This is a genomic window from Pseudomonas sp. E315 (assembly GCF_055406205.1).
Map to the genome: position 1 here is coordinate 13,558 of NZ_JBUZPJ010000003.1, position 25,430 is coordinate 38,987.

Sequence of the window (25,430 nt, forward strand, 5' to 3'; positions counted from 1 at the left end):
CCTACCACTGCTTATAAAGAGCAGAGCAGCTGATTAGCTGCCCGCCCTTCTCTCAACGACTCAAGCCTGAGCTTGACCTTCTGCCAGGAAAAACCAGGTTTCCAGTACGGTATCCGGGTTCAACGACACGCTCTCAATGCCTTGTTCCATCAGCCAGAGTGCCAGATCCGGGTGATCGGATGGCCCCTGGCCACAAATACCAATGTATTTACCCGCCTTGTTACAGGCCTGGATGGCGTTGGACAGCAGCTTTTTAACCGCAGGGTTACGCTCGTCGAACAAGTGAGCGATCACACCCGAGTCACGGTCCAGACCCAGCGTCAGCTGAGTCAGGTCGTTGGAGCCGATGGAGAAACCGTCGAAGAACTCAAGGAATTCATCCGCCAGAATCGCGTTGGACGGCAACTCACACATCATGATGATGCGCAGGCCATTTTCGCCACGCTTGAGGCCGTTTTCAGCCAGCAAGTCGATCACCTGGCTCGCTTCACCCAACGTGCGCACGAACGGCACCATGATTTCAACGTTGGTCAAACCCATCTCATTGCGTACACGCTTAAGGGCGCGGCATTCCAGCTCGAAGCAATCGCGGAAGTTTTCGCTGATGTAACGCGAAGCACCACGGAAGCCCAGCATCGGGTTTTCTTCTTCCGGCTCGTACAGCTTGCCGCCGATCAGGTTGGCGTATTCGTTGGACTTGAAGTCCGACAGACGCACGATCACTTTTTTCGGTGTGAACGCAGCAGCCAAGGTGCTGATGCCTTCAACCAGCTTCTCAACGTAGAAGCCCACTGGATCGTCGTAGCCAGCAATACGTTTGTCGACGCTGTCCTTGATTTCCTGTGGCAAGCCATCGTAGTTCAGCAGCGCTTTAGGGTGCACGCCGATCATGCGGTTGATGATGAATTCCAGTCGGGCCAAGCCCACACCAGCGTTCGGCAACTGCGCGAAATCAAACGCACGATCCGGGTTACCCACGTTCATCATGATTTTGAAAGGCAGCTCCGGCATGGCATCAACGGAGTTCTTTTTGATATCGAAGCCCAGCTCGCCTTCGAAGATGAAGCCCGTGTCGCCTTCAGCACAGGACACCGTCACGCCCTGACCGTCTTTCAACAGTTGGGTCGCATTGCCACAACCCACTACAGCCGGAATACCCAGTTCACGCGCGATGATCGCCGCGTGGCAAGTACGCCCGCCACGGTTGGTGACGATAGCGCTGGCGCGCTTCATTACCGGTTCCCAGTCCGGGTCGGTCATGTCCGACACCAGCACGTCGCCCGGCTGGACTTTGTCCATCTCGGACACGTCCTTGATAATCCGCACTTTACCGGCGCCGATGCGCTGGCCGATGGCGCGACCTTCAACCAGCACCGTGCCGGTTTCTTTCAACAGGTAGCGCTCCATGACATTGGCCTGGGTGCGACTTTTGACCGTTTCAGGGCGGGCCTGAACGATGTAAAGCTTGCCGTCGTCGCCGTCTTTGGCCCATTCGATGTCCATCGGGCACTTGTAGTGCTTCTCGATGATCATCGCCTGCTTGGCCAACTCGCTGACTTCAGCATCGGTCAGGCAGAAGCGCGAACGATCAGCCTTTTCAACGTCGATCACCTTGACCGACTTACCGGCCTTGGCTTCGTCGCCGTAGATCATCTTGATGGCTTTGCTGCCCAAGTTGCGGCGCAGAATCGCTGGGCGACCCGCCTCCAGCGTTTGCTTGTGAACGTAAAATTCGTCCGGGTTGACCGCGCCCTGTACAACGGTCTCGCCCAAACCGTAAGCACCCGTGATGAACACAACATCACGAAAGCCCGACTCGGTGTCGAGGGTAAACATCACGCCAGCGGTGCCGGTTTCGGAACGCACCATACGCTGCACGCCTGCCGACAAGGCAACCAGTTTGTGATCGAAGCCCTGGTGCACACGGTAAGAAATCGCACGATCGTTGAACAGGGAAGCAAACACTTCCTTGGCCGCACGAATCACGTTTTCAACGCCACGAATGTTCAGGAAGGTTTCTTGCTGGCCCGCAAAAGAGGCGTCCGGCAAGTCTTCAGCGGTAGCTGAAGAGCGCACCGCAACGGCCATGTCCGGGTTGCCCTGAGACAAGGTCGCGAAAGCGGTACGAATTTCAGCGTTGAGCTTCTCAGGGAACTCGGCTTCCATGATCCATTGACGGATCTGGGCGCCAGTCTTGGCCAAGGCGTTAACGTCATCAACATCCAGCGCATCGAGCGCCGCATGGATCTGGTCGTTCAAGCCGCTCAGCTCAAGAAAATCACGGTATGCCTGGGACGTGGTGGCAAAACCACCGGGAACCGAAACACCAGCGCCTGCAAGATTACTGATCATCTCGCCGAGGGATGCGTTCTTGCCCCCCACATGCTCTACATCATGGACGCCGAGCTTATCGAGGGAAACTACGTACTCTACCAAGGTGATCTCTCCACTAACTGTGTTGGAAAAGCTCAGGGCGCTGAATGCTCATCAAGGGGGGCATCACAGCGATTGTGGCCTGGACCTGGAAAATAAGTGAAACTGCCTGCCATTCAGGGCGACAAAATCGCGCCTATCATATCCAAGAATCGTCACCAGCTTAAGGCCCAAGGCGCAAATGAAACGATCTGCTTTCTTTATCTCCGATGGCACCGGCATCACCGCCGAAACCCTCGGCCAAAGTTTGTTGGCACAATTCGAAAATGTGACCTTCAGCAAATTCACACGCCCTTATATAGACAGCGTGGAAAAAGCGCTGGCAATGGTACAACAAATCAATAACGCCGCTGAAAAAGACGGCGTTCGTCCGATTATTTTCGACACCATTGTTAATCAGGACATTCGCGAGATCTTGGCCACCTCCAACGGTTTTATGATCGACATCTTCTCTAGCTTCCTGGCCCCGCTGGAGCAAGAGCTGGCTGAACACTCGTCCTACTCCGTGGGCAAGTCCCATTCCATTGGCCATAACTCCAACTACATGGAGCGTATCGAGGCGGTGAACTTTGCCCTCGATAACGATGACGGCGCTCGTACTCACAAATACGACAAAGCCGACTTGATTCTGGTGGGCGTATCGCGCTGTGGCAAAACGCCAACCTGTTTATATATGGCGATGCAATTCGGTATTCGCGCGGCTAACTACCCACTGACCGAAGACGACATGGAAAGCCTGAAACTGCCCGCGGCCCTGCGCCAGCACAAACACAAGCTATTTGGCCTGACCATCGACCCTGATCGCCTGACCGCTATCCGTAACGAGCGCAAGCCCAACAGCCGCTACTCCAGTTTTGCCCAATGCGAATTTGAAGTGCGCGAAGTTGAAAACCTGTTCAAGCGTGAAAACATCCCTCACATCAATTCCACGCACTTTTCGGTGGAAGAAATCTCCGCCAAGATCCTGGTCGAAAAAGGCGTTGAGCGCCGATTTAAATAACTGAAACACACGTGGGAGCTGCCGAAGGCTGCGATCTTTTGATCGTTAAGATCGCAGCCTTCGGCAGCTCCCACGCTTGGAGTGCAGCCGTTTAAATCACGTACAAATCAACGAATTTATTAACCGGCGTTGCCTCCAGCTTCGCCTGGTCTTTGCACAGCTCGAAAATTTCGGCACAACGTTGCCCCACAAATCGCGTCGCCAAATTGGCCTTAAATTTGTCTTCCAGCAATGGAATGCCTTCGGCGCGGCGACGACGATGGCCAATGGGGTACTCGACGACCACTTGCTCAGTGCGGGTGCCGTCCTTGAAAAACACCTGAATGGCGTTGGCAATCGAGCGCTTGTCGGCCTCCAGATATTCACGGGTGTAGCGCGGGTCTTCGACGATCACCATTTTGTCGCGCAACTCATCAATGATGGGGTGCGCCGCATGGAAATCGTCTTCGTACTGTTCTGCCACCAAATTGCCAAACGCCAACGGCACGGCAGTCATGTATTGAAGGCAGTGATCGCGATCTGCCGCATTGGCCAGCTTGCCTTGCTTGGAAATAATCCGGATCGCCGATTCGTGGGTTGTAATTACGATTTTCTCGATCTCGTGCAAACGATCCTTCACCTGCGGGTGCAAAGTGACGGCTGCTTCGCAAGCGGTTTGGGCATGAAATTCAGCCGGAAAGCTGATTTTGAATAGCACGTTTTCCATCACATAGGTGCCGTAAGGCTGCTCCAGGCTGAACTGACGCTGAGTTTCAGGTTTGAGCGCCAAATCCTTGTTGGTATGACTGAACAGCACATCATAAAAACCCCATTGCGGCGCTGTGAGCACACCCGGAATGCCCATCTCCCCACGCAGCGCAATATCGGCCAAACGCACCCCGCGACTCGACGCATCACCCGCCGCCCACGATTTACGCGACCCGGCGTTGGGTGCATGGCGATAAGTGCGCAACGCGTGCCCATCCACAAACGCATGGGACAGTGCAGCCAGCAACTGCTCACGATTGGCCCCCATCAGCTTGGCGCACACCGCCGTCGACGCGACTTTGACCAACAACACATGGTCCAGCCCCACACGATTGAAAGAGTTTTGCAGCGCAATCACGCCCTGTATTTCATGGGCCATGATCATCGCCTCAAGCACTGCTCGTACCGTCAGCGGCGCCTCGCCATTGGCGACACGCTTTTGTGACAGGTGATCAGCCACCGCCAAAATACCGCCCAGATTGTCCGAAGGATGGCCCCACTCTGCCGCCAGCCACGTGTCGTTGTAGTCCAACCAACGCACAATGCAGCCGATGTCCCACGCGGCCTTGACTGGATCGAGCCTGAATGAAGTCCCCGGCACTCGCGCACCAAACGGCACCACCGTGCCCTCCACGATGGGGCCTAAATGTTTGGTGCATTCAGGAAAACGCAACGCCAGCAGACCGCAGCCCAGTGTGTCCATCAGGCAATTGCGTGCAGTGTTCAGGGCTTCAGGCGAGGTGATGGTGTAGGTCAGGACGTAATCGGCGATGTCCTGCAACACCTGATCGTAGTCCGGGCGATTATTGAGGTCGACGTTTGCGCTCATGGGAGGCTGCTCCAATAAAGGTGTGTGAGTGTCGTGTTCCATCCTCAGGTTCATCTTGATTGCGCGGGTCTGGAGTGCCCACTTAAATGGCGTATAGGAGCTGGCGGGGCCTGCGATCTTTTAGCGGTTTAACACGCGTCAAAAGATCGCCAGCTCCTATGCGGGTTAGAGACAACCCGGTTTAAAACGAATCACCCGGCACGCGTACCCAGCCGTCCATCAATACGCGCGCGCTACGGCTCATGATGGCTTTGGTGACCGTCCACTCGCCGTCAACTTGCTGCGCTTGTGCGCCAACGCGCAAGGTGCCCGACGGATGGCCAAAACGCACCGCATCTCGCAGCTCACCGCCAGCCGCCAGGTTCACCAATGTGCCCGGTATAGCAGCCGCCGTGCCAATGGCCACCGCCGCCGTGCCCATCATGGCGTGATGCAATTTACCCATCGACAATGCCCGCACCAGCAAGTCAACGTCTTGGGCGCCCACTGGCTTACCGCTGGACGATACGTAATCAAGGGGTGCGGCCACGAAGGCTACTTTGGGCGTGTGTTGGCGCTTGGCGGCGTCTTCCAGCCTTTCAATCAGGCCCATGCGCAGTGCGCCGTGAGCGCGAATGGTCTCAAACATCGCCAACGCTTTAGGGTCGCTATTGATGTCATTTTGTAGCTCGGCGCCGGTGTAACCAATGTCCCGCGCATTGACGAAAATCGTCGGAATACCCGCATTAATCAGGGTCACGCTCAACGTGCCAACCCCCGGCACTTCAAGCTCATCCACCAGCTTGCCGGTAGGGAACATCGAGCCGCCTGCGCCCTCTTCATCCGCCGCTGGGTTAAGGAATTCCAACTGAACTTCTGCGGCTGGAAAAGTCACGCCATCGAGCTCAAAGTCACCCGTTTCCTGTACCGCACCATCGGTAATCGGTACATGGGCGATGATGGTTTTGCTGATGTTGGCTTGCCAGATACGCACGACTGCCGTGCCGTTTTGCGGAATGCGGCTGGCATCCACCAGACCGCTGCTGATCGCAAACGAACCCACCGCCGCAGACAGGTTGCCGCAGTTGCCGCTCCAGTCTACAAACGGCTTGTCGATAGAGACCTGACCGAACAGATAGTCGACGTCATGATCGGCGTGCAGACTCTTGCTCACGATCACTGTTTTACTGGTGCTGGAAGTGGCCGCGCCCATGCCATCGATTTGTTTTTCATACGGGTCAGGGCTGCCGATCACCCGCAGCAACAGGGCGTCGCGGGCCGCACCCGGCACTTGAGCCAGAGCGGGTAAGTCCAACAGGCTAAAAAACACGCCTTTACTGGTGCCGCCACGCATATAAGTGGCGGGAATTTTGATTTGCGCTGCGTGGGCCATTTAATACAGTCCTTAAGCGTGTCGTGGGAGGGGTCAGCGGCCGCGATCAGTTTGTGAGTCTCAAAAGATCGCGGCCTTCAGCAGCTCCCATCAGGTATTTAGGCGGTGGCCGATTCCAGGAAGTCTTGAGCAAAGCGTTGCAACACGCCGCCCGCTTCGTAGATCGACACTTCTTCAGCGGTATCAAGGCGGCAGGTCACCGGCACCTCAACGCGCTCACCATTTTTACGGGTGATCACCAGCGTCAACGTTGCGCGTGGCGTACGCTCGCCAATCACGTCGTAAGTTTCGCTACCGTCGATCTGTAGGGTTTTACGGTTTGTGCCCGGCATAAACTCCAGCGGCAACACCCCCATGCCCACCAGGTTAGTACGGTGAATCCGCTCAAAACCTTCAGCGGCGATCGCCTCAACACCGGCCAGACGCACGCCCTTGGCAGCCCAGTCACGGGACGAGCCCTGACCATAGTCCGCACCCGCAATGATGATCAGCGGCTGTTTACGATCCATGTAGGTTTCAATCGCTTCCCACATGCGCATCACTTTGCCTTCTGGCTCAAGGCGGGTCAGCGAGCCCTGCTTGACCTTGCCGTCCTCGATCACCATTTCATTGAACAGTTTCGGGTTAGCAAAGGTTGCACGTTGGGCGGTCAGGTGATCGCCACGGTGGGTTGCGTAGGAGTTGAAGTCGACTTCCGGCAGGCCCATTTTGGCCAGGTACTCGCCGGCGGCACTGTCGAGCATGATCGCGTTGGACGGCGACAAGTGGTCAGTGGTGATGTTGTCTGGCAGCACCGCCAGCGGGCGCATGCCCTTGAGCGGACGCGCGCCAGCCAATGCGCCTTCCCAATACGGCGGGCGACGAATGTAGGTGCTTTGTGGGCGCCAGTCGTACAGCGGCTCAACTTTAGGGCCGGTGTCTTCGTGAATCGCGAACATCGGGATGTAGACCTTTCGGAACTGCTCCGGCTTAACCGACGCCTTGACCACGGCGTCGATTTCTTCGTCGCTCGGCCAGATGTCTTTCAGGCGGATCTCGTTGCCATTGGCATCGAGCCCCAGCACGTCTTTTTCGATATCAAAACGAATAGTGCCCGCAATCGCGTAGGCCACCACCAGCGGCGGCGAAGCCAGGAAGGCCTGTTTGGCATACGGGTGAATGCGCCCGTCAAAGTTGCGGTTACCCGACAACACGGCCGTCGCGTACAGGTCGCGGTCGATGATTTCCTGTTGGATTTTCGGGTCCAGCGCACCGGACATGCCGTTACACGTGGTGCAGGCAAAGGCCACAACACCAAAACCCAATTGCTCCAGCTCGTCGGTCAGACCGGCCTCATCCAAGTACAGCGCAACGGTTTTAGAGCCCGGTGCCAGCGACGATTTAACCCAAGGTTTACGCGTCAAACCCAGCTTGTTGGCGTTACGCGCAATCAAACCGGCCGCGATCACGTTGCGCGGGTTACTGGTGTTGGTGCAACTGGTGATGGCGGCAATAATCACGGCGCCATCCGGCATTTGCCCTGGCACGTCATCCCACTGCCCAGCAATGCCTTTGGCAGCCAAATCAGAGGTCGCGACGCGGGCGTGCGGGTTGCTCGGGCCTGCCATGTTGCGCACCACAGACGACAAATCAAAGCTCAGGCTGCGCTCGTACTGCGCACCCTTGAGGCTGTCGCCCCACAGACCCGTGAGCTTGGCGTAACTCTCGACCAACTGCACTTGCTGGTCTTCACGGCCCGTGAGCTTGAGGTAATCAATGGTTTGCTGGTCGATGTAAAACATCGCAGCCGTGGCGCCGTATTCCGGAGCCATGTTGGAGATAGTGGCGCGGTCGCCCAGCGTCAGTGCCGCAGCCCCTTCACCGAAGAACTCCAGCCATGCACCCACAACCTTTTGTTTACGCAGAAACTCGGTCAGCGCCAGCACCATGTCGGTAGCAGTAATGCCCGGTTGCAGTTTGCCGGTCAGCTCAACGCCAACGATTTCTGGCAGACGCATCCAAGAGGCGCGACCAAGCATCACACTTTCAGCCTCAAGACCGCCCACACCAATGGCGATAACCCCCAGAGAGTCGACATGCGGCGTATGGCTGTCAGTGCCTACGCAAGTGTCCGGGAACGCCACGCCATCACGCACCTGGATCACTGGCGACATTTTCTCCAGGTTGATCTGGTGCATGATGCCGTTGCCAGGCGGGATCACATCGACGTTTTTGAAGGCTTTTTTAGTCCACTCAATAAAGTGGAAACGGTCTTCGTTGCGGCGGTCTTCGATGGCACGGTTCTTTTCAAACGCCTCGGGATCGTAACCACCGCACTCCACGGCCAACGAGTGATCGACGATCAATTGCGTCGGCACCACCGGGTTAACTTGGGCCGGGTCGCCGCCTTGCAGAGCAATGGCGTCACGCAGACCGGCGAGATCGACCAGAGCGGTCTGGCCCAAAATGTCGTGACACACCACACGCGCCGGAAACCACGGAAAGTCCAGGTCGCGCTTACGCTCAATCAGTTGGCTCAGCGAAGCATTCAGGGTGTCAGGGTCGCAGCGGCGCACCAGGTTTTCGGCCAGTACGCGGGAGGTGTAAGGCAGTGTGTCGTAAGCACCGGGCTTGATCGCATCGACCGCCGCACGGGTGTCGAAATAATCCAGCCGGGTGCCCGGTAGCGTTTTGCGAAATTCAGTATTCATGGCGTGGGACTCGATCACGGTTAAGTCTGAAGATGCCCCCTGTAGGAGCGTGCTTGCTCGCGAGCTGTTAAATCGCGTTAAAAGCACGCACCGACAGGGCAAAGGTCATCCTGCTTGTCAGCGACGTTCGATTGGCACGAACTTGCGCTGCTCGACGCCGATGTACTCGGCGCTTGGGCGAATGATGCGGTTGTTGGCGCGCTGCTCGAACACATGCGCGGCCCAGCCTGTCAGGCGTGAGCACACAAAAATCGGTGTGAACAGCTTGGTCGGGATGCCCATGAAGTGATACGCCGAGGCATGGTAGAAATCGGCGTTGGGGAACAGCTTCTTTTGTTCCCACATGGTTTTGTCGATCGCTTCAGAAACCGGGAACAACACGGTGTCGCCCACTTCATCTGCCAGTTTTTTCGACCAGCCCTTGATCACCTCGTTACGCGGATCGCTGTCTTTATAGATCGCGTGGCCAAAGCCCATGATCTTGTCTTTGCGCGCCAGCATGCCGAGAGTGCCCTCAACCGCTTCTTGAGCCGAACCGAAACGTTCGATCATTTCCATCGCTGCTTCATTAGCGCCGCCGTGCAGCGGGCCACGCAGCGAGCCGATGGCAGCGGTGATGCACGAATAGAGGTCGGACAAGGTCGAGGCACAGACGCGCGCAGTAAAGGTGGAGGCGTTAAATTCATGCTCGGCATACAAGATCAGCGAGACGTTCATCACTTTGACGTGCAGTTCGCTTGGTTTCTTGTCATGCAGCAGGTGCAGGAAGTGACCGCCAATCGACGCTTCGTCAGTCACGCAATTGATGCGCACGTCATCATGGCTGAAGCGATACCAGTAGCACATGATCGCCGGGAAGGCGGCCAGCAGACGGTTGGTTTTATCGCGTTGTTGTGAGAAGTCTTGCTCCGGCTCCAAGTTGCCCAAAAACGAGCAGCCGGTGCGCATCACGTCCATCGGGTGGGCATCAGCAGGGATGCGCTCCAACACTTCTTTGAGTGCCTGAGGCAAGTCACGCAACGTTTTTAGCTTGGCGGTGTAGGCATCAAGCTCGGTTTTAGTCGGCAGTTCGCCATACAACAGCAGGTAGGCCACTTCTTCGAAGCGAGCCTCTGCGGCCAATTCACGTACGTCATAACCACGATAAGTGAGGCCCGCACCTTCTTGGCCCACGGTCGACAGTGCTGTTTGCCCGGCTACCTGGCCGCGTAATCCGGCACCACTCAATACTTTTGCTTCGGCCATTGCGCTCTCCAATCTTGAATTTGTTAGGGATTCGGCAAGTCTTGCTCTAAAAGATCGCAGCCTTCGGCAGCTCCTACATTGACTGCGCTCGACGCTGTTGTAGGCGCTGTCGAGTGAAACGAGGCTGCGATCTGTTGATCTTTACTTCTTTGATGCAAACAACGCATCGAGTTTTTGCTCGAACGCGTGGTAGTCGATGGCGTCGTACAGCTCCATACGGGTTTGCATGGTGTCGATTACGTTTTGCTGGGTGCCGTCGCGACGGATGGCGGTGTACACATTTTCTGCCGCTTTGTTCATTGCACGGAACGCCGACAGCGGGTACAGCACCAGCGAAACATCAGCCCCGGCCAGTTGCTCGGTGGTGTACAGCGGTGTGGCGCCGAACTCAGTGATGTTGGCCAAAATCGGCGCTTTCACACGATTGGCGAACAACTTGTACATTTCAAGCTCGGTGATGGCTTCGGGGAAGACCATGTCAGCACCGGCTTCAACACAGGCCGCCGCACGTTCCAGCGCAGACTCCAGCCCTTCAACTGCCAGCGCGTCAGTGCGCGCCATAATCACAAAGCTGTCATCGGTACGCGCATCGACTGCCGCTTTAATGCGATCGACCATTTCTTGCAGCGACACGATTTCTTTATTAGGGCGATGGCCGCAACGCTTGGCCCCCACCTGATCCTCAATGTGAATGGCTGCGGCGCCAAACTTGATCATCGACTTAACGGTGCGGGACACGTTAAAGAACGAGGAGCCAAACCCCGTGTCCACATCCACCAACAGCGGCAGGTCACACACATCTGTAATGCGGCGCACATCGGTCAGTACATCGTCCAGGCCTGTGATGCCTAAATCTGGCACGCCCAGCGAACCCGCCGCAACACCACCACCTGACAGGTAAATCGCCTTAAAACCGGCGCGTTTGGCCAATAGTGCGTGGTTGGCATTGATCGCGCCCACCACTTGCAATGGATGTTCGCTGGCGACTGCATCACGGAAACGCTGGCCTGGACTGTTTTTATTGCTCATGACTCACCTCGTGGAGTGGCTGTCTGCTGGGCGCTGTCTTGGTAGTGACGCGCAATATTGCGTTTCGAGGCGCCGATATGTCGGCGCATCAACAACTCGGCCAATTCGCCGTCGCGATCGGCAATGGCATCGAGAATACGGTGGTGCTCGGCAAACGCCTGATGCGGGCGATTAGGCGTCGCGGAAAACTGGATGCGGTACATGCGCACCAACTGATACAGCTCCCCGCAGAGCATTTGGGTCAGCGTGCGGTTTCCGCTGCCCTGGATAATTTTGTAGTGAAAGTCGAAGTCGCCCTCTTGCTGGTAGTAACCAACGCCCGCCTGAAACGCCTCATCACGCTCATGGGTTTCCAGCACGCGGCGCAGTTCAGCAATGTCTTCATCACTCATGCGCTCAGCGGCCAAACGGCACGCCATGCCTTCCAGGGATTCACGAATTTCGTAGAGTTCAATCAGCTCCGCGTGGCTCAAGGACACGACTCGCGCCCCAACATGTGGCACCCGCACCAGCAGGCGCTGGCCTTCAAGGCGGTGGATCGCCTCGCGCAATGGGCCACGGCTGATGCCATACGTGCGAGCCAGCTCTGGCTCGGAAATCTTGCTGCCGGGGGCAATTTCACCTTTGACGATGGCCGCTTGAATACGCCTGAAGACGTTCTCGGACAAGGTTTCAGAATCGTCTTGGGGAATGAGCGCTTGCTCTACTGCCTGCAGCATATTGTCGACACCTTGCAAATCAATAGCGCCAAAACTAGCCATATCAACGCAAACAGTCAAAGGATAAATACAGATTGTCGACAATCGTCTAATGCGACCTTGATTCAATTGACAACACATAGTGGCCGCTCAAGCCGCCTCAGCGCTGACGCCATAAAACCATCATGTTAGAATGCCGACCGCATCAGCCCTGCCCTCACCCATTGGGCAGCCGCACGAGGAAACTTGCGCTTGTGCCAGTCGCCTTGACCCAAAGATTGCAAGAGACCGTGCCCGGATTTATGAAATTTTTCCCGCTTTACACCCTTCTTTGCCTGTTATGCGTGCCGAGCTTGAGCTTTGGCGCCGAAAAAACCGTATACGGCCTTAATGAATACGCCGAACTGGCAGGTATCGACCTGCAAGTGGCTGCCAAACTCGACACGGGCGCTAAAACCGCCTCGCTCAGCGCTCGCGACATAAAACGTTTCAAGCGTGACGGCGAGAGTTGGGTGCGCTTTTATCTGGCCATTGATGATGCCCACTCGCACCCCATCGAACGCCCGCTGGCACGGGTCAGCAAGATCAAACGCCGCGCTGGCGACTATGATCCTGAGTCCGACAAGAACTACACGTCGCGCCCGGTTATTGCCTTGCAAATCTGCATGGGTAAAGCTTTACGCACCATTGAAGTGAACTTGACCGACCGTAGTGCGTTCCAATACCCGCTGCTGATTGGCTCCGAAGCACTAAAACGCTTTGATGCGCTGGTCGACCCAAGCCTTAAATACGCTGCTGGCAAACCTGCCTGCGCCGCCAACGCTCAAACCGCAGAGTAATTGAAATGCGCGCTCTTACCCTTCACCTGAAAATCTTGATCACCATCCTTGTGGTGCTGGGCATTTCGATTACGGCCTATCAGATTTTCGTCCTCGGCATCCCTGTGACCGAAGACGCAACAGACGATCTGTGGAACATCGACGCCAAAGTTGAATTTGTGGCCAGCTCCAAAGACCCGGTCAAAATTCAAATGTTCGTGCCGCCATTGAACCGCGACTACGTCAGCCTCAACGAAAGCTTCATCTCCAATAACTACGGGGTGAGCGTCAATCGGGTGGATGGCAACCGCAAAGTAACCTGGTCTGCGCGCCGGGTTAGCGGCAAGCAAACCCTTTACTACCGTTTGGTACTGACCAAGCGTTACTCGGGCGACAAAACCAAGGTCAAAGGCCCGGTTTTTCGTGACAGCATTGCCGTCGAAGGCCCAGAAAAAATTGCTGCCGAGGCACTGCTCGCACCGATTCGCCAGCACTCGGCAGACGTCGAGACCTTTATCAGCGAAACCATCAAGCGGGTGAACAACCCCAACGATGACAACGTAAAACTGCTGCTGGCAGGCGACCCGTCGACGCCGCATAAAGCGCAGGTCATTGAGTTGCTGTTGTCGATTGCCCACGTGCCAATGGAAAAGGTTCACACCATTCGCCTGGTGGCTGACCAGCCGCAAAACCCTGAGCTATGGCTGCGCAGCTTCAATGGCAACGACTGGCTGTATTTCAACCCGGAGACGGGCGAGCAAGGCCTGCCGTCTGACCGCCTGCTGTGGTGGGTGGGCGATGAGCCAATGGTCACTGTCGATGGCGGTAAAAAAGCCAACGTCACCTTCAGCCTGAACAACAGCGAAATGAACGCCATTCGCCTGGCCAAGCTGACCGACGAAAACACCGACGCCAACTTCCTCGAATACTCGCTGTACGGCCTGCCCCTGCAAACCCAGCAAACCTTCATGATCATGGTGATGATCCCGATTGGCGTGTTGGTGATTCTGGTGCTGCGCAACCTGATTGGCCTGCAAACGCTGGGCACCTTTACGCCGGTGTTGATTGCGCTGGCGTTCCGCGAAACCCAACTGGGCTTCGGGATCATTCTGTTTACCGTGATCACGGCGCTCGGGCTGACGCTACGCTCCTATCTTGAACACCTGAAGCTGCAAATGCTGCCAAGGCTATCGGTGGTGCTGACGTTCGTGGTGATGTTGATCGCCGCTATTAGCCTGTTCAGCCACAAGCTGGGCCTTGAACGCGGGTTGTCGGTGGCATTGTTCCCGATGGTGATTTTGACCATGACCATTGAACGCCTGTCGATCACGTGGGAAGAGCGCGGCGCAGGGCATGCGATGAAGGTTGCGGTCGGCACATTGTTCGCAGCATCGCTGGCACACCTGATCATGAGCATCCCGGAGCTGGTGTACTTCGTCTTCACCTTCCCGGCTGTGTTGCTGATTCTGGTGGGCTTCATGCTGGCAATGGGTCGCTATCGTGGCTACCGCCTGACCGAGCTGATGCGTTTCAAAGCCTTCTTGAAGGCTGACTCCTGATGTTTGGCTTCTGGAAGACCTGGAAGGCCCTGGAAGCCAGAGGCATCATGGGCATCAATCGGCGTAATGCGGACTACGTACTCAAGTACAACAAACGCAGCCTGTACCCGATTGTGGATGACAAGATCATCACCAAAGAGCGCGCAATCAAAGCCGGCATTCACGTGCCGGAAATGTACGGCGTGATTTCCACCGAGAAAGAAATCGAAAAACTCGACGAAATCATCGGTGGCCGTAGCGACTTCGTCGTCAAGCCCGCGCAAGGCGCGGGCGGTGACGGGATTCTGGTCATTGCTGACCGATTCGAAGACCGCTTTCGCACTGTCTCGGGCAAAATCATCAGCCACGAAGAAATCGAACATCAGATCTCCAGCATCCTGACCGGCCTCTACTCGCTGGGCGGTCACCGCGACCGGGCACTGATCGAGTACCGCGTCACCCCGGATCAAATCTTCAAAAGCATCAGCTACGAAGGTGTGCCCGACATTCGCATTATTGTGCTGATGGGCTACCCGGTCATGGCCATGCTGCGTTTGCCCACCCGCCAGTCCGGCGGCAAGGCCAATCTGCACCAAGGCGCCATTGGCGTCGGTGTCGATCTGGCCACTGGCCTGACCCTGCGCGGCACATGGTTGAACAACATCATCAGCAAACACCCGGACACCACCAACGCGGTAGACGGCGTACAACTGCCCTACTGGGACGGCTTCATGAAGCTGGCTGCGGGCTGTTATGAGCTGTGTGGTTTGGGCTATATCGGCGTGGACATGGTGCTGGACCAAGACAAAGGCCCATTGATTTTGGAGCTTAACGCCCGCCCGGGCTTAAACATCCAGATCGCCAACGACTGCGGGCTGACCCTGCGCACCCACGCGGTAGAGGCTCACCTCGCCGAACTGGCGGCCAAAGGTATCAAGCAAACCCCTGAAGAACGCGTGCATTTTGCACAGGAACTCTTCGGGCACATCCCGCAAAACGAATAACCCTGTAAAAGACGAGCTTGCTTGCGATGCGCACACCACCTTGCATCAGCCATCGCCAGCAAGCTCGCCGCGACACAATCACCGCGCAGTTGCATAGCGCCACTGTCCTACAGAGGACTACAATCAGCACCCCGCTCCGATGGCTGATTGGCTTCACATGTTGACCTGCTCTGTACACCCCCTGCCTTACCACGCCAATCCGGCCCACTACTTTGCCGCTGTGCGTCATGCCCCCGGCGCCGTACTGCTGGACAGTGGCCGTCCGACGGCAGAGCGCGGACGTTATGACTTGCTCAGCGCCTGGCCTCTGGAAGAACTCACGGTACAGCCTGACGAGTCGGGGCGTGCTTTTTTACAGCGCCTTCGCGACGCACTGAAGCAACTGGGCAACGCCACACTGCCTTCCCACTGCGAACTGCCTTTTGCCGGCGGCCTGATCGGCTACCTGAGTTACGACTTCGGCCGTCAACTTGAGCACCTGCCGACCAGCTCGCAAGATGACCTGCAATTGCCTGATGCCCGGCTTGGCCTGTATGCGTGGGCATTGATCAGCGACCATCAATTGGCCACTAGCCAACTGGTGTTTCACCCAAGCCTGTCCACGAACGAACGCACGCGCCTGACTCAACTGTTCGCGCAGACCGCGCAGCCGCCAATGGCGACCTTCTCGCTCAAGCAGCCCATGCAGCCGGATATCAGTGCCGCGCAGTACCAACAGACGCTTGAAAAAATCCAGCACTACATTCAGGCCGGCGACTGCTATCAGGTCAATTACACCCAGCGTTTCAGCGCGCCCTGCCAAGGTGATGCCTGGGCTGCCTATTGCGCCTTACGAGGAGCTTGCCCGACGCCTTTTTCGAGCTTTATGAGCCTGCCCAAAAACAGCGCCATCGTGAGCCTGTCACCTGAGCGCTTTGTGCGCGTAAGCCACAATCAGGTGGAGACCCGCCCAATCAAAGGCACACGCCCGCGCAGCGACAACAGCGCCGAAGATGCTGCCAACGCCACCGAACTGCTGGCCAGCCCTAAGGATCGCGCTGAAAATCTAATGATTGTCGACCTGCTGCGCAACGACCTGGGTCGCACCTGCCGAACAGGTTCAGTGCGCGTGCCAGAGCTATTCACGCTGGAGAGCTACCCCAATGTTCACCACTTGGTGAGCAGCGTGACTGGCGAGCTGGCGCAAGGCAAAGATGCACTGGACTTGATTGGCGACAGTTTTCCGGGCGGCTCCATTACCGGAGCCCCAAAAATTCGCGCCATGCAGATCATTGATGAACTGGAGCCGACACGACGCAGCATTTACTGCGGCTCGTTGCTGTACCTGGATGTACGCGGCGAGATGGACAGCTCAATCGCCATTCGCAGCCTGCTGATCAAAGACGATCACGTCAGTTGCTGGGGGGGCGGTGGAATTGTTGCCGACTCTGACTGGCAGGACGAATACCAAGAATCGATCACCAAAGTCAAAGTGCTGCTCGATACCCTGCAAACCCTGTAGCGCGCGGTTTTTGCTACCATCTCGCCCACTAGAGAGCGCCCAGCGCCAATCATTGTAGGAAGCCGCCTGATGAGCCATCCGTTCGACGTCACCGAACTTGCCGCGACATACGCCAACAAATCACCGCAAGACATCCTCAAACTCGCCTTTGAACATTTTGGCGACGAACTCTGGATCTCCTTCAGCGGCGCCGAAGATGTGGTGCTGGTGGACATGGCCTGGAAACTCAACAAAAACGTTAAGGTGTTCAGCCTCGACACCGGCCGCTTACACCCCGAGACATACCGATTTATCGAGCAAGTACGCGAGCACTACAACATCCCAATCGAACTGATCTCACCGGATCAAAGCAAACTTGAGCCTTTCGTCAAAGAAAAAGGCCTGTTCAGCTTTTATAAAGACGGTCATGGCGAATGCTGCGGTGTACGCAAGATCGAGCCGCTGCGCCGCAAGCTATCAACCGTCAAGGCGTGGGCCACAGGCCAGCGCCGCGACCAAAGCCCCGGCACCCGCAGCCAAGTGGCCGCACTGGAAATAGACGGGGCATTCTCCACAGCCGAGCGTGCGCTGTACAAGTTCAACCCACTGGCACAAATGACCAGCGAGGAAGTGTGGGGCTATATCCGCATGCTGGAGCTGCCCTACAACAGCCTGCATGAGCGCGGTTTTATCAGCATCGGTTGCGAACCTTGCACTCGCCCGGTACTGCCTAACCAGCACGAGCGCGAAGGGCGCTGGTGGTGGGAAGAAGCCACCCAAAAAGAATGCGGCCTGCATGCGGGCAACTTAATCACCAAAGCCTGACCCGTAGAAGCGAGCTTGCTTGCGAAGGCATCACCTCGGTAACCCCGCCTGTTTACCGGTGCCTGAATCGCGAGCAAGCTTGCCCTGCAACACATCCACCCGCCCCTCTAACCTATTCCTGCCTTGCGTTTACTCACGGCTTACGCCCAGAATTAGCAATTATTCTCAATAGCGTTTGAGCCTAGTCTTATGTCCTCGGGTGAACCTCCGTTTCAGACCGCGATTTCTGACCTGTACTGCGAGCATCATGGCTGGCTGTTTGGCTGGTTACGCCGAAAGCTTGGCTGCGCTCAAAACGCGGCCGATCTTACACAGGACACCTTCACCCGAATCCTCAAGGCCCGCGAGTCGGTCGCCACCCTACGCGAACCTCGAGCCTTTTTGAGCACAACGGCTCGCCGACTGATCATCGACCAAGCACGACGCAAACAGATCGAAAACGCCTATCTGAAAGAACTGGCTCTTACAGCCGAAGCACTTGAAGGCTTTCAATCGCCCGAGCACATTCTTACCACCCTCGAAGCACTCGAACAGATCGCTTTTATTCTGGAAGGAATGCACGACAAGGCACGCCAAGCGTTTGTGCTGTATTACCTGGACGGCCTCACCCAGACCGAGATTGCCCGGCAACTGGCGCTGTCAGACCGCACCGTTCGCAAGTATCTGATTCAAGCCTTGCTGCATTGCAGCCACAGTCTGGACACCTGATCTTCCATGCCAGCTTCGCGCCAAACCATAGATGAGCAAGCCGCTGAGTGGATACTTCGCCTGCACGAAGAAGGCTTCAGCGAGGCATTACGTGCTGAGTTCGAGCGCTGGCAGCAACTCAGCCCACAGCACACAGCCGCCGCCCTTCGCATGCAGGATGTCATTGCGCGCTTACAGTCTTTGCGTGAACAAAGCGCCCCTGCCAAAGCGGGACTTAACGCAGCATTTAGCGGGCGCAAACGTTCAACACAACGCAAACAGGCCGTCCGCGCCCTGCTGATTGCCTGCTGCTTGGCACTGCCCATCACGTTGCTATTGCAAAGCAACTACCCAGAGCAATGGATGGCCGATATCAGCACCGGCCCCAACGACTGGAAAACCTTGCGCCTTAGTGATCACTCAACCATTACCCTCAGCGGCACTAGCGCGGTCAATGTGCGTTTCGATGGCAAGCAGCGACTCATCGAATTACTGCAAGGCGAAGTATTGGTCGACGTTGCTCACGACAGTACGCGCCCGTTTATTGTGCAAACCGCTCAAGGCCGCATGCGCGCACTGGGTACCCGTTTCGTGGTCAAACGCCAACCCCAAACCACGCTACTGAGCATGCTGCAATCACGTGTAGCGGCGCAAAGTGCCAACGAGCAACAAACGCTGGACGTGGATGCCGGCTCACAAGCAGTGATCAGCCCCAGTTCAATCGAGTTGTCAGGCACCATTGATCCGTCGAGCATTAATGAGGCTTGGCGGCGTCATCAACTGGTGGTTGAGAATGAACCCGTGCCCCAGGTGCTCGATGAAATTGCTCGCCATCGACGCGGCCATATCCAATTTGATCGCAAGGCTTTGGCAGATTTTCGCGTGTCAGCCGTCTTGCCACTGGACGACACCGACCGGGCACTGCAACTGATCGCCGACACCCTGCCACTGAAGATTAAAACCTATACGCCTTGGCTGATTGTGGTCAGTCAAACGCCCGACCCTAAAGAATAATAATTCGCATTCGTTCCGCTTTTTCCGAGTCAACCGTCAAGGAAGGTACATAGACCCATAAAGGACTGCGTTTTCCCATGCTGACTCCCTACTCCCACCGCGCACGTTTTAGCCCGAGAGCCTGCGCGCCACTAACCTTGGCCATTCACTTGATTGTTGCCTCGGCCGCCGGGGTGCTGAGCACCACAATGGCGCAGGCGCAATCGATGTCTGTACAAACCTACGACATTCCTGCCGGGCCACTGGGCAGCGCATTAAATCGGTTTGCGCAGCAGGCGGGAGTGGCGATTGTTTTTCAGTCCCACAACCTTGATGGCCTGACCACGCCCGGCCTGCATGGCCCTTACAACGAGCAGTCCGGGTTCGAAGTCTTGTTGCGCGGCAGCGGCTTTACCGTAGTCAAAAGCGCCAACGGTTATAGGCTCGACGCATTACCCACGGCAAACGGCACGCTGGAGCTGGGCGCAACTCAAGTCAGCGCCAACCAACTGGGAACGATTACCGAAGGCTCGGGGTCCTACACGCCTGGCAGCATCGCTACGGCTACACGCATGGTGTTGACCCCGCGCCAAACCCCGCAGTCGATATCGGTGGTGACCCGCCAAGCGATGGACGATTTTGGCCTCAACTCTATCGATGACGTGATGCGCCATACCCCCGGCATCACTGTGGCCACTTACGACAGCGACCGCACCAGCTACTATTCGCGTGGTTTTGCGATTAAAAACTTCCAGTACGATGGCATTCCCATCCTGCAAGACCCGCAATATTCTGCTGGTCACACCCTCACCGACACTGCAATTTATGACCGGGTAGAAGTCCTGAAAGGCGCTACAGGGTTACTCACTGGTGCGGGCGGCCCCGGCGGCACTATCAATATGGTGCGAAAAAAACCGACCCGCGAATTCAAAGGCCATATCGATTTGGGTGCGGGTTCGTGGGACAACTACCGCTCCGAAATTGATATGAGCGGGCCATTAACCGAGAGCGGTAATGTGCGCGGTCGGGCCGTGGCGGCTTATCAGAACAAGCACTCGTTCATGGATCACTACAAACGAGACAGCGAGGTTTACTACGGCATTCTGGAAGTGGATCTGACGCCCGACACCCTGCTGACCCTCGGCGCCGATTATCAAGATAACAACCCCAAAGGTTCCAGCTGGTCAGGCAGCGCCTCGCTGTTTAACTCCGCTGGCGATCGCATCAGCACCCCGCGCTCGTTCAACAACGGCGCAAAATGGAGCAGTTGGGAGCAATACACACGCACAGCCTTTGCCACGCTCGAGCACACCTTTGAAAATGGCTGGGTCGCAAAGGGTCAATACAACCATCAGATTAACGGCTACAACGCACCGCTCGGCGCACTGCTCGACCCTGATGTAACCACTGGCAAAGCTAAAATGCTGGCCCGCAAATACACCGGCGAATACGTCAGCGACAGCGGCGACGTATACGCCACAGGCCCGTTCGACTTACTGGGCCGCGAACATGAGCTGGTAATCGGCGGCTCGGTGTCCCGATCGCACTGGAAAGGCAACGATTACACCAATGCCGTCATGATCAATAACGCTTACGACTACTACCACTGGGACGGCGATAGCCTTGAGCCGGATTGGGGAAAGGTCACTTCGAAAAACGACGAAATCACGCGCCAGACCGGTACTTACGTCACGGGCCGCTTCAGCTTGATGGATGATTTAACCCTGATGCTGGGTACGCGCGTCGCTAACTACAGCCTAAGCGGCACCAGCCAAGCCAAAGACACTGGCAAAGTGCTTCCTTATGCGGGGCTGATCTACGACCTCAATGACAATTTTTCGGCCTACGCCAGCTATACCGAGATTTTCTTGCCGCAGTCTTACTACCGAGACCGCAACAACAAAATGCTAGAGCCCGATGAAGGCTCCAACTATGAGCTGGGCTTGAAAGGCGAGTTCTTTGATGGCCGCTTAAACTCAAGTCTCGCGTACTTTGAAGTCCATCAAGATAACCGCCCCGAAGCCGACATGGCCTACAACGCGCGCCCGACCAACCCGGACATTGATTACGCCTACAAAGGCATCAAAGCCACGACCAAGGGTTACGAAGCAGAAGTTTCGGGCGAACTCATGCCCGGCTGGCAGCTACAAGCGGGCTACACCCATAAGGTCAGCCGCGATCAGAGTGCAAAGAAGGTATCAACGTGGGAGCCCGAAGACCAGATCAACCTCTACACCAGCTATAAGCTAACCGGCGCACTCGACAAACTGACCCTGGGCGGTGGCGTTCGCTGGCAGGGCACAGGCTGGCAAGTGCTCACCAACTGGGGCAAGGGCGGCGCCCAAGAAAAATTCTCACAAGACCCGTACTGGCTGGTTGACCTGATGGCACGCTATCAACTCACCGAACAGCTATCGGCCACGCTCAACGTCAATAACCTGTTCGACAAGTCGTACTACACCAACATTGGGTTCTATAACTCGTCGTACTACGGTGATCCGCGCAACGTGATGCTGAGCACACGCTGGGATTTCTGAGTCAACCTGGGTAATCGCTGACGAGGGCTGCGATTGAGCACGCAGCTTTCTTTACGTCTGCCCCCGATCAATCAGACCACTGCACTGAGTGACTTTACGACGGCGGCGCCATCGAGCGCAGCCGTCGATAGCTGCTACGGGCACTAAAAACACACGCGCAAAAAAAAGCCTGCACTTGGCAGGCTTCTTGTGGATCACAAGCGTTCAAGGGGCTTGTATTCCGAATATGGCGCAGCGGACGGGACTCGAACCCGCGACCCCCGGCGTGACAGGCCGGTATTCTAACCGACTGAACTACCGCTGCGCGTAACACTGAAAGCGAATGGTGGGTGATGACGGGATCGAACCGCCGACCCTCTGCTTGTAAGGCAGATGCTCTCCCAGCTGAGCTAATCACCCTTTCACTTCACTCTCGATGCGGGGCGCATTCTCTCACACTTTTTGTGTAAGTGGTTGTTTTTATTAGACTTTTTTCAAAATCGTTTAAAAACCACCGTTTCCAACGCCCTGCTCTTTGACCCAACAGAAAACTGTAAGATCGAAGCCTTTCAAGAAGAAGCCCGCATTCAGCGGGCTTCCCCTAACCACAAGCGTTCAAGGGGCTTATGGTAAAAATATGGCGCAGCGGACGGGACTCGAACCCGCGACCCCCGGCGTGACAGGCCGGTATTCTAACCGACTGAACTACCGCTGCGCGTAACACTGTGAGCGAATGGTGGGTGATGACGGGATCGAACCGCCGACCCTCTGCTTGTAAGGCAGATGCTCTCCCAGCTGAGCTAATCACCCTTTCACTCTCGGTGTGGCGCGCATTCTACGTAGCGTCCTATAGTCTGGCAAGCACTTTTTAAAATAATTTTCTTATGCGTGACAAAGGCTTAGCGCAGGGTTGGCCTATAAGGTTATGAAGCGAATAATGCCGTCTTTGTATAAAGGAGTGATTCACCCCATGTGGTTCAAAAACCTGCTTATCTATCGCCTGACCCAAGATCTGCCTTTTGATGCGCAGGTGCTGGAAACTGCACTGGCCACCAAACCGGCCCGCTCGTGTTCAAGTCAGGAATTAGCCACCTACGGTTTCGTTGCCCCTTTCGGCAAAGGCGAAGACGCGCCTCTGGTTCACGCCAGCCAAGACTTCTTGCTGATCGCCGCTCGTAAAGAAGAACGTATCCTGCCGGGCAGCGTCGTACGGGACGCCTTAAAGGACAAGGTCGAAGAGATCGAAGCCGAGCAAATGCGCAAGGTCTATAAGAAGGAGCGCGATCAGCTAAAGGATGAAATCATCCAGGCCTTCTTGCCTCGCGCCTTTATTCGTCGCTCAGCGACCTTTGCCGCCATCGCGCCCAAACAAGGCTTGATTCTGGTTAACGCCTCTAGCCCTAAACGCGCCGAAGACTTGCTGTCTACCTTGCGTGAAGTGATTGGCTCGCTGCCCGTGCGGCCATTGGCCGTCAAAGTGGCGCCAAGCGCGATCATGACTGAATGGGTCAAAACCCAAAAAGCCGCTGATAACTTCTTTGTCCTCGACGAGTGTGAGTTGCGCGACACCCACGAAGATGGCGGGATCATTCGCTGCAAGCGTCAGGATCTGACCAGCGACGAAATCCAACTGCACTTGAGCACCGGCAAAGTGGTGACTCAGCTGTCATTGGCCTGGCAGGACAAGCTGTCGTTTGTACTGGACGACAAACTGGTTGTTAAGCGTTTGAAGTTTGAAGACCTGCTGCAAGATCAGGCCGAACAGGACGGCGGCGATGACGATCTGGGCCAGCAAGATGCCAGCTTTACCCTGATGATGCTGACCTTCGGCGAGTTCTTGCCGCAGCTGTTTGAAGCATTGGGCGGCGAAGAAATCCCGCAGGGCATCTAAACCTCCGTTAGCTGTAGTCGCTGCCACAGGCTGCGATAAGGGCCGCAGGGCCTTCGCCATTGGTTCACCAACAAAGGCAGGGGCGCTGCGCAACCCATCGCAGGCAGCGCCAGCGACTACAGCGTATCGCTCCAACACAATAATCATAAAAAGGAACACCATGCGCGCACTCGCTGCTTTAAGCCGCTTTGTCGGCAACACCTTTGCCTATTGGGTGCTGATTTTCGCCGTGCTGGCGTTTATTGAGCCCAACTGGTTTGTGGGCCTTAAAGGCGCCATCGTGCCGCTATTGGGCCTGGTGATGTTCGGCATGGGCCTGACGCTCAAACTCGAAGACTTCGCCGAAGTGGCTCGCCACCCTTGGCGCGTAGCATTGGGCGTGGTTGCTCATTTCGTGATCATGCCCGGCGTGGCGTGGTTACTTTGCCAAGTGTTTCACTTGCCGCCCGAAATCGCAGTGGGCGTGATTCTTGTCGGCTGCTGCCCAAGTGGCACCTCTTCCAATGTCATGACGTGGCTGGCCCGCGGCGATTTGGCGTTATCGGTCGCCATTGCTGCTGTCACCACCCTCCTCGCCCCCTTGCTGACCCCTGCCCTGATATGGCTGCTGGCCTCCGCCTGGCTGCCGGTTTCATTCATGGAGCTGTTCTGGTCGATCCTTCAAGTGGTGCTGCTGCCTATCGTGCTTGGTGTATTGGCGCAACGCCTGCTGGGCGCACGCGTACGTTTTGCTGTGGACGTTTTGCCGCTGGTCTCGGTGATCAGCATCGTGATTATCGTCGCCGCTGTAGTGGCTGCCAGCCAAGCGCAGATCGCCAAGTCAGGTCTGTTGATTATGGCCGTAGTGATGTTGCACAACAGCTTCGGCTATTTGCTCGGCTACTTCACCGGGCGCCTGTTCAAACTGCCACTGGCCCAACGCAAGTCACTGGCGCTGGAAGTCGGCATGCAAAACTCAGGGCTCGGGGCCGCATTGGCCAGCGCGCACTTCTCACCTTTGGCGGCGGTGCCCAGCGCGCTGTTCAGTGTTTGGCACAACATCTCTGGGGCGCTGCTGTCGACGTATTTCCGTCGCATGAGTGAGAAACAAGATCGCGATGACGCAGCCAAAGCTACAGTGAACTGAAATTTCAGGGGTTGCGTGTCAGATTAATCGTGGGCAATATACTGCGCACTGCGAGGACGACCTTGCGACTCATTGAGTGATTATTCTGGGGACGACCCCATCATTTGATGGAGGCAGTATGTCCTGGATTATTTTGTTGTTCGCAGGCCTGTTTGAAGTTGGCTGGGCCGTCGGCCTGAAATACACCGATGGTTTCTCCCGCCCCTTGCCCACCGCACTGACCATTGCAGCAATGGCCGTTAGCCTTGGTTTGCTCGGCCTAGCCATGAAAGAGCTGCCGTTGGGCACCGCCTATGCCATCTGGACAGGCGTTGGCGCCGTCGGCACGGTCATCGCCGGTATCATTTTGTTTGGTGAATCTATGGCGCTGTTCCGGCTGGCCAGTGTTGCGCTGATCATTGCCGGGCTGGTGGGCCTCAAGATGAGCGCTTAACACCGTCTACACCCAAGATGCAAAACCGCCAGCGCTTTCGTAGGCGCTCCGAAGGCTACGAGCTCTGCTCTTAAAA

The 25,430-nt window shown here is 56.4% G+C and carries 19 protein-coding genes and 4 tRNA genes; 12 read left to right on the top strand and 11 right to left on the bottom strand.

Going from position 1 to position 25,430, the window contains the following annotated elements:
- Nucleotides 1-60: 60 nt before the first annotated feature.
- On the bottom strand, nucleotides 61-2,436 hold the full coding sequence (ppsA, locus tag ACZRJQ_RS05490) for a phosphoenolpyruvate synthase (protein WP_463977373.1): 2,376 nt from the start codon (nucleotides 2,434-2,436) through the stop codon (nucleotides 61-63).
- Between the two features lie 178 nt (nucleotides 2,437-2,614).
- Here ppsA and ppsR point away from each other — a divergent pair, with 178 nt between their 5' ends.
- The gene (gene ppsR / locus ACZRJQ_RS05495) at nucleotides 2,615-3,433 is read left to right on the top strand and encodes a posphoenolpyruvate synthetase regulatory kinase/phosphorylase PpsR (RefSeq protein WP_463977374.1); all 819 of its coding nucleotides are present in this window, start codon (nucleotides 2,615-2,617) and stop codon (nucleotides 3,431-3,433) included.
- Nucleotides 3,434-3,524: 91 nt separating this feature from the next.
- Here ppsR and prpD read toward each other — a convergent pair whose 3' ends face one another.
- The 6 genes from prpD to ACZRJQ_RS05525 all read right to left on the bottom strand — a co-directional run bounded on the left by prpD (nucleotide 3,525) and on the right by ACZRJQ_RS05525 (nucleotide 12,064).
- Nucleotides 3,525-5,009 carry a 2-methylcitrate dehydratase gene (prpD, locus tag ACZRJQ_RS05500; RefSeq protein ID WP_463977375.1) on the bottom strand — a complete coding sequence of 495 codons (1,485 nt, stop codon included), beginning with the start codon at nucleotides 5,007-5,009 and terminating at the stop codon, nucleotides 3,525-3,527.
- A 181-nt stretch (nucleotides 5,010-5,190) separates the two neighbouring features.
- Complete coding sequence (gene prpF, locus ACZRJQ_RS05505) at nucleotides 5,191-6,381, bottom strand: 2-methylaconitate cis-trans isomerase PrpF (protein ID WP_463977376.1); 1,191 nt, start codon at nucleotides 6,379-6,381, stop codon at nucleotides 5,191-5,193.
- A gap of 98 nt (nucleotides 6,382-6,479) precedes the next feature.
- Nucleotides 6,480-9,071 (bottom strand): Fe/S-dependent 2-methylisocitrate dehydratase AcnD, encoded by a 2,592-nt coding sequence (gene acnD, locus ACZRJQ_RS05510; RefSeq protein ID WP_463977377.1) that lies wholly within the window; start codon nucleotides 9,069-9,071, stop codon nucleotides 6,480-6,482.
- A gap of 117 nt (nucleotides 9,072-9,188) precedes the next feature.
- Nucleotides 9,189-10,316, bottom strand: a complete 1,128-nt coding sequence (gene prpC / locus ACZRJQ_RS05515) for a bifunctional 2-methylcitrate synthase/citrate synthase (protein ID WP_463977378.1) — start codon at nucleotides 10,314-10,316, stop codon at nucleotides 9,189-9,191.
- A 141-nt stretch (nucleotides 10,317-10,457) separates the two neighbouring features.
- The gene (gene prpB, locus ACZRJQ_RS05520; protein ID WP_463977379.1) at nucleotides 10,458-11,345 is read right to left on the bottom strand and encodes a methylisocitrate lyase; all 888 of its coding nucleotides are present in this window, start codon (nucleotides 11,343-11,345) and stop codon (nucleotides 10,458-10,460) included.
- Nucleotides 11,342-12,064 carry a GntR family transcriptional regulator gene (locus ACZRJQ_RS05525; protein WP_463977380.1) on the bottom strand — a complete coding sequence of 241 codons (723 nt, stop codon included), beginning with the start codon at nucleotides 12,062-12,064 and terminating at the stop codon, nucleotides 11,342-11,344. Before ACZRJQ_RS05525 ends, prpB begins: the two co-directional genes overlap by 4 nt.
- 281 nt (nucleotides 12,065-12,345) lie before the next feature.
- Here ACZRJQ_RS05525 and rloA point away from each other — a divergent pair, with 281 nt between their 5' ends.
- The 8 genes from rloA to ACZRJQ_RS05565 all read left to right on the top strand — a co-directional run bounded on the left by rloA (nucleotide 12,346) and on the right by ACZRJQ_RS05565 (nucleotide 21,925).
- Entirely contained in the window at nucleotides 12,346-12,882 is a 537-nt protein-coding gene (gene rloA, locus ACZRJQ_RS05530) for a retropepsin-like aspartic peptidase RloA (protein ID WP_463977381.1), read from the top strand.
- A gap of 5 nt (nucleotides 12,883-12,887) precedes the next feature.
- Complete coding sequence (rloB, locus tag ACZRJQ_RS05535; protein ID WP_463977382.1) at nucleotides 12,888-14,420, top strand: osmotic stress tolerance membrane protein RloB; 1,533 nt, start codon at nucleotides 12,888-12,890, stop codon at nucleotides 14,418-14,420.
- Entirely contained in the window at nucleotides 14,420-15,403 is a 984-nt protein-coding gene (locus ACZRJQ_RS05540; protein ID WP_463977383.1) for an alpha-L-glutamate ligase-like protein, read from the top strand. The genes rloB and ACZRJQ_RS05540 overlap by 1 nt, the downstream gene beginning before the upstream one ends.
- Before the next feature lie 157 nt (nucleotides 15,404-15,560).
- A complete protein-coding gene (gene pabB, locus ACZRJQ_RS05545) occupies nucleotides 15,561-16,904 on the top strand; it encodes an aminodeoxychorismate synthase component I (protein ID WP_463977674.1) in 1,344 nt (447 codons plus the stop codon).
- A gap of 69 nt (nucleotides 16,905-16,973) precedes the next feature.
- Nucleotides 16,974-17,708 carry a phosphoadenylyl-sulfate reductase gene (locus ACZRJQ_RS05550; RefSeq protein WP_463977384.1) on the top strand — a complete coding sequence of 245 codons (735 nt, stop codon included), beginning with the start codon at nucleotides 16,974-16,976 and terminating at the stop codon, nucleotides 17,706-17,708.
- A 189-nt stretch (nucleotides 17,709-17,897) separates the two neighbouring features.
- Complete coding sequence (locus ACZRJQ_RS05555; protein WP_463977385.1) at nucleotides 17,898-18,416, top strand: sigma-70 family RNA polymerase sigma factor; 519 nt, start codon at nucleotides 17,898-17,900, stop codon at nucleotides 18,414-18,416.
- A gap of 6 nt (nucleotides 18,417-18,422) precedes the next feature.
- Entirely contained in the window at nucleotides 18,423-19,409 is a 987-nt protein-coding gene (locus ACZRJQ_RS05560; protein WP_463977386.1) for a FecR family protein, read from the top strand.
- 77 nt (nucleotides 19,410-19,486) lie between these two features.
- Nucleotides 19,487-21,925: a TonB-dependent siderophore receptor gene (locus ACZRJQ_RS05565; RefSeq protein WP_463977387.1), complete on the top strand. Its 2,439-nt coding sequence runs from the start codon at nucleotides 19,487-19,489 to the stop codon at nucleotides 21,923-21,925.
- 227 nt (nucleotides 21,926-22,152) lie between these two features.
- On the opposite strand, the gene ACZRJQ_RS05570 is transcribed toward ACZRJQ_RS05565, so the two are convergent.
- From ACZRJQ_RS05570 to ACZRJQ_RS05585, 4 genes are all read right to left on the bottom strand, one after another.
- Nucleotides 22,153-22,229: transfer RNA gene (locus ACZRJQ_RS05570), tRNA-Asp, on the bottom strand.
- Nucleotides 22,230-22,248: 19 nt separating this feature from the next.
- Nucleotides 22,249-22,324 (bottom strand) — tRNA-Val (locus ACZRJQ_RS05575).
- A gap of 218 nt (nucleotides 22,325-22,542) precedes the next feature.
- A tRNA-Asp gene (locus ACZRJQ_RS05580) sits at nucleotides 22,543-22,619 on the bottom strand.
- 19 nt (nucleotides 22,620-22,638) lie between these two features.
- Nucleotides 22,639-22,714: transfer RNA gene (locus tag ACZRJQ_RS05585), tRNA-Val, on the bottom strand.
- A gap of 160 nt (nucleotides 22,715-22,874) precedes the next feature.
- Here ACZRJQ_RS05585 and rdgC point away from each other — a divergent pair.
- The 3 genes from rdgC to sugE all read left to right on the top strand — a co-directional run bounded on the left by rdgC (nucleotide 22,875) and on the right by sugE (nucleotide 25,354).
- Entirely contained in the window at nucleotides 22,875-23,795 is a 921-nt protein-coding gene (gene rdgC / locus ACZRJQ_RS05590; protein ID WP_463977388.1) for a recombination-associated protein RdgC, read from the top strand.
- A gap of 160 nt (nucleotides 23,796-23,955) precedes the next feature.
- Nucleotides 23,956-24,921, top strand: coding sequence for a bile acid:sodium symporter family protein (locus tag ACZRJQ_RS05595; RefSeq protein WP_463977389.1), 966 nt, complete (start codon nucleotides 23,956-23,958; stop codon nucleotides 24,919-24,921).
- 118 nt (nucleotides 24,922-25,039) lie between these two features.
- On the top strand, nucleotides 25,040-25,354 hold the full coding sequence (gene sugE / locus ACZRJQ_RS05600; RefSeq protein ID WP_463977390.1) for a quaternary ammonium compound efflux SMR transporter SugE: 315 nt from the start codon (nucleotides 25,040-25,042) through the stop codon (nucleotides 25,352-25,354).
- Nucleotides 25,355-25,430 lie beyond the last annotated feature (76 nt).

Coding starts and splice junctions, on each gene's coding strand:
- ACZRJQ_RS05555 (WP_463977385.1), top strand. CDS start 17,898: ATGTCCTCGGGTGAACCTCCGTTTCAGACCGCGATTTCTGACCTGTAC.
- ppsR (WP_463977374.1), top strand. CDS start 2,615: ATGAAACGATCTGCTTTCTTTATCTCCGATGGCACCGGCATCACCGCC.
- acnD (WP_463977377.1), bottom strand. CDS start 9,071: ATGAATACTGAATTTCGCAAAACGCTACCGGGCACCCGGCTGGATTAT.
- sugE (WP_463977390.1), top strand. CDS start 25,040: ATGTCCTGGATTATTTTGTTGTTCGCAGGCCTGTTTGAAGTTGGCTGG.
- prpD (WP_463977375.1), bottom strand. CDS start 5,009: ATGAGCGCAAACGTCGACCTCAATAATCGCCCGGACTACGATCAGGTG.
- ACZRJQ_RS05560 (WP_463977386.1), top strand. CDS start 18,423: ATGCCAGCTTCGCGCCAAACCATAGATGAGCAAGCCGCTGAGTGGATA.
- prpB (WP_463977379.1), bottom strand. CDS start 11,345: ATGAGCAATAAAAACAGTCCAGGCCAGCGTTTCCGTGATGCAGTCGCC.
- rloA (WP_463977381.1), top strand. CDS start 12,346: ATGAAATTTTTCCCGCTTTACACCCTTCTTTGCCTGTTATGCGTGCCG.
- ACZRJQ_RS05550 (WP_463977384.1), top strand. CDS start 16,974: ATGAGCCATCCGTTCGACGTCACCGAACTTGCCGCGACATACGCCAAC.
- ACZRJQ_RS05595 (WP_463977389.1), top strand. CDS start 23,956: ATGCGCGCACTCGCTGCTTTAAGCCGCTTTGTCGGCAACACCTTTGCC.
- ACZRJQ_RS05525 (WP_463977380.1), bottom strand. CDS start 12,064: ATGCTGCAGGCAGTAGAGCAAGCGCTCATTCCCCAAGACGATTCTGAA.
- ACZRJQ_RS05540 (WP_463977383.1), top strand. CDS start 14,420: ATGTTTGGCTTCTGGAAGACCTGGAAGGCCCTGGAAGCCAGAGGCATC.
- ACZRJQ_RS05565 (WP_463977387.1), top strand. CDS start 19,487: ATGCTGACTCCCTACTCCCACCGCGCACGTTTTAGCCCGAGAGCCTGC.
- rloB (WP_463977382.1), top strand. CDS start 12,888: ATGCGCGCTCTTACCCTTCACCTGAAAATCTTGATCACCATCCTTGTG.
- rdgC (WP_463977388.1), top strand. CDS start 22,875: ATGTGGTTCAAAAACCTGCTTATCTATCGCCTGACCCAAGATCTGCCT.
- prpC (WP_463977378.1), bottom strand. CDS start 10,316: ATGGCCGAAGCAAAAGTATTGAGTGGTGCCGGATTACGCGGCCAGGTA.
- pabB (WP_463977674.1), top strand. CDS start 15,561: ATGTTGACCTGCTCTGTACACCCCCTGCCTTACCACGCCAATCCGGCC.
- prpF (WP_463977376.1), bottom strand. CDS start 6,381: ATGGCCCACGCAGCGCAAATCAAAATTCCCGCCACTTATATGCGTGGC.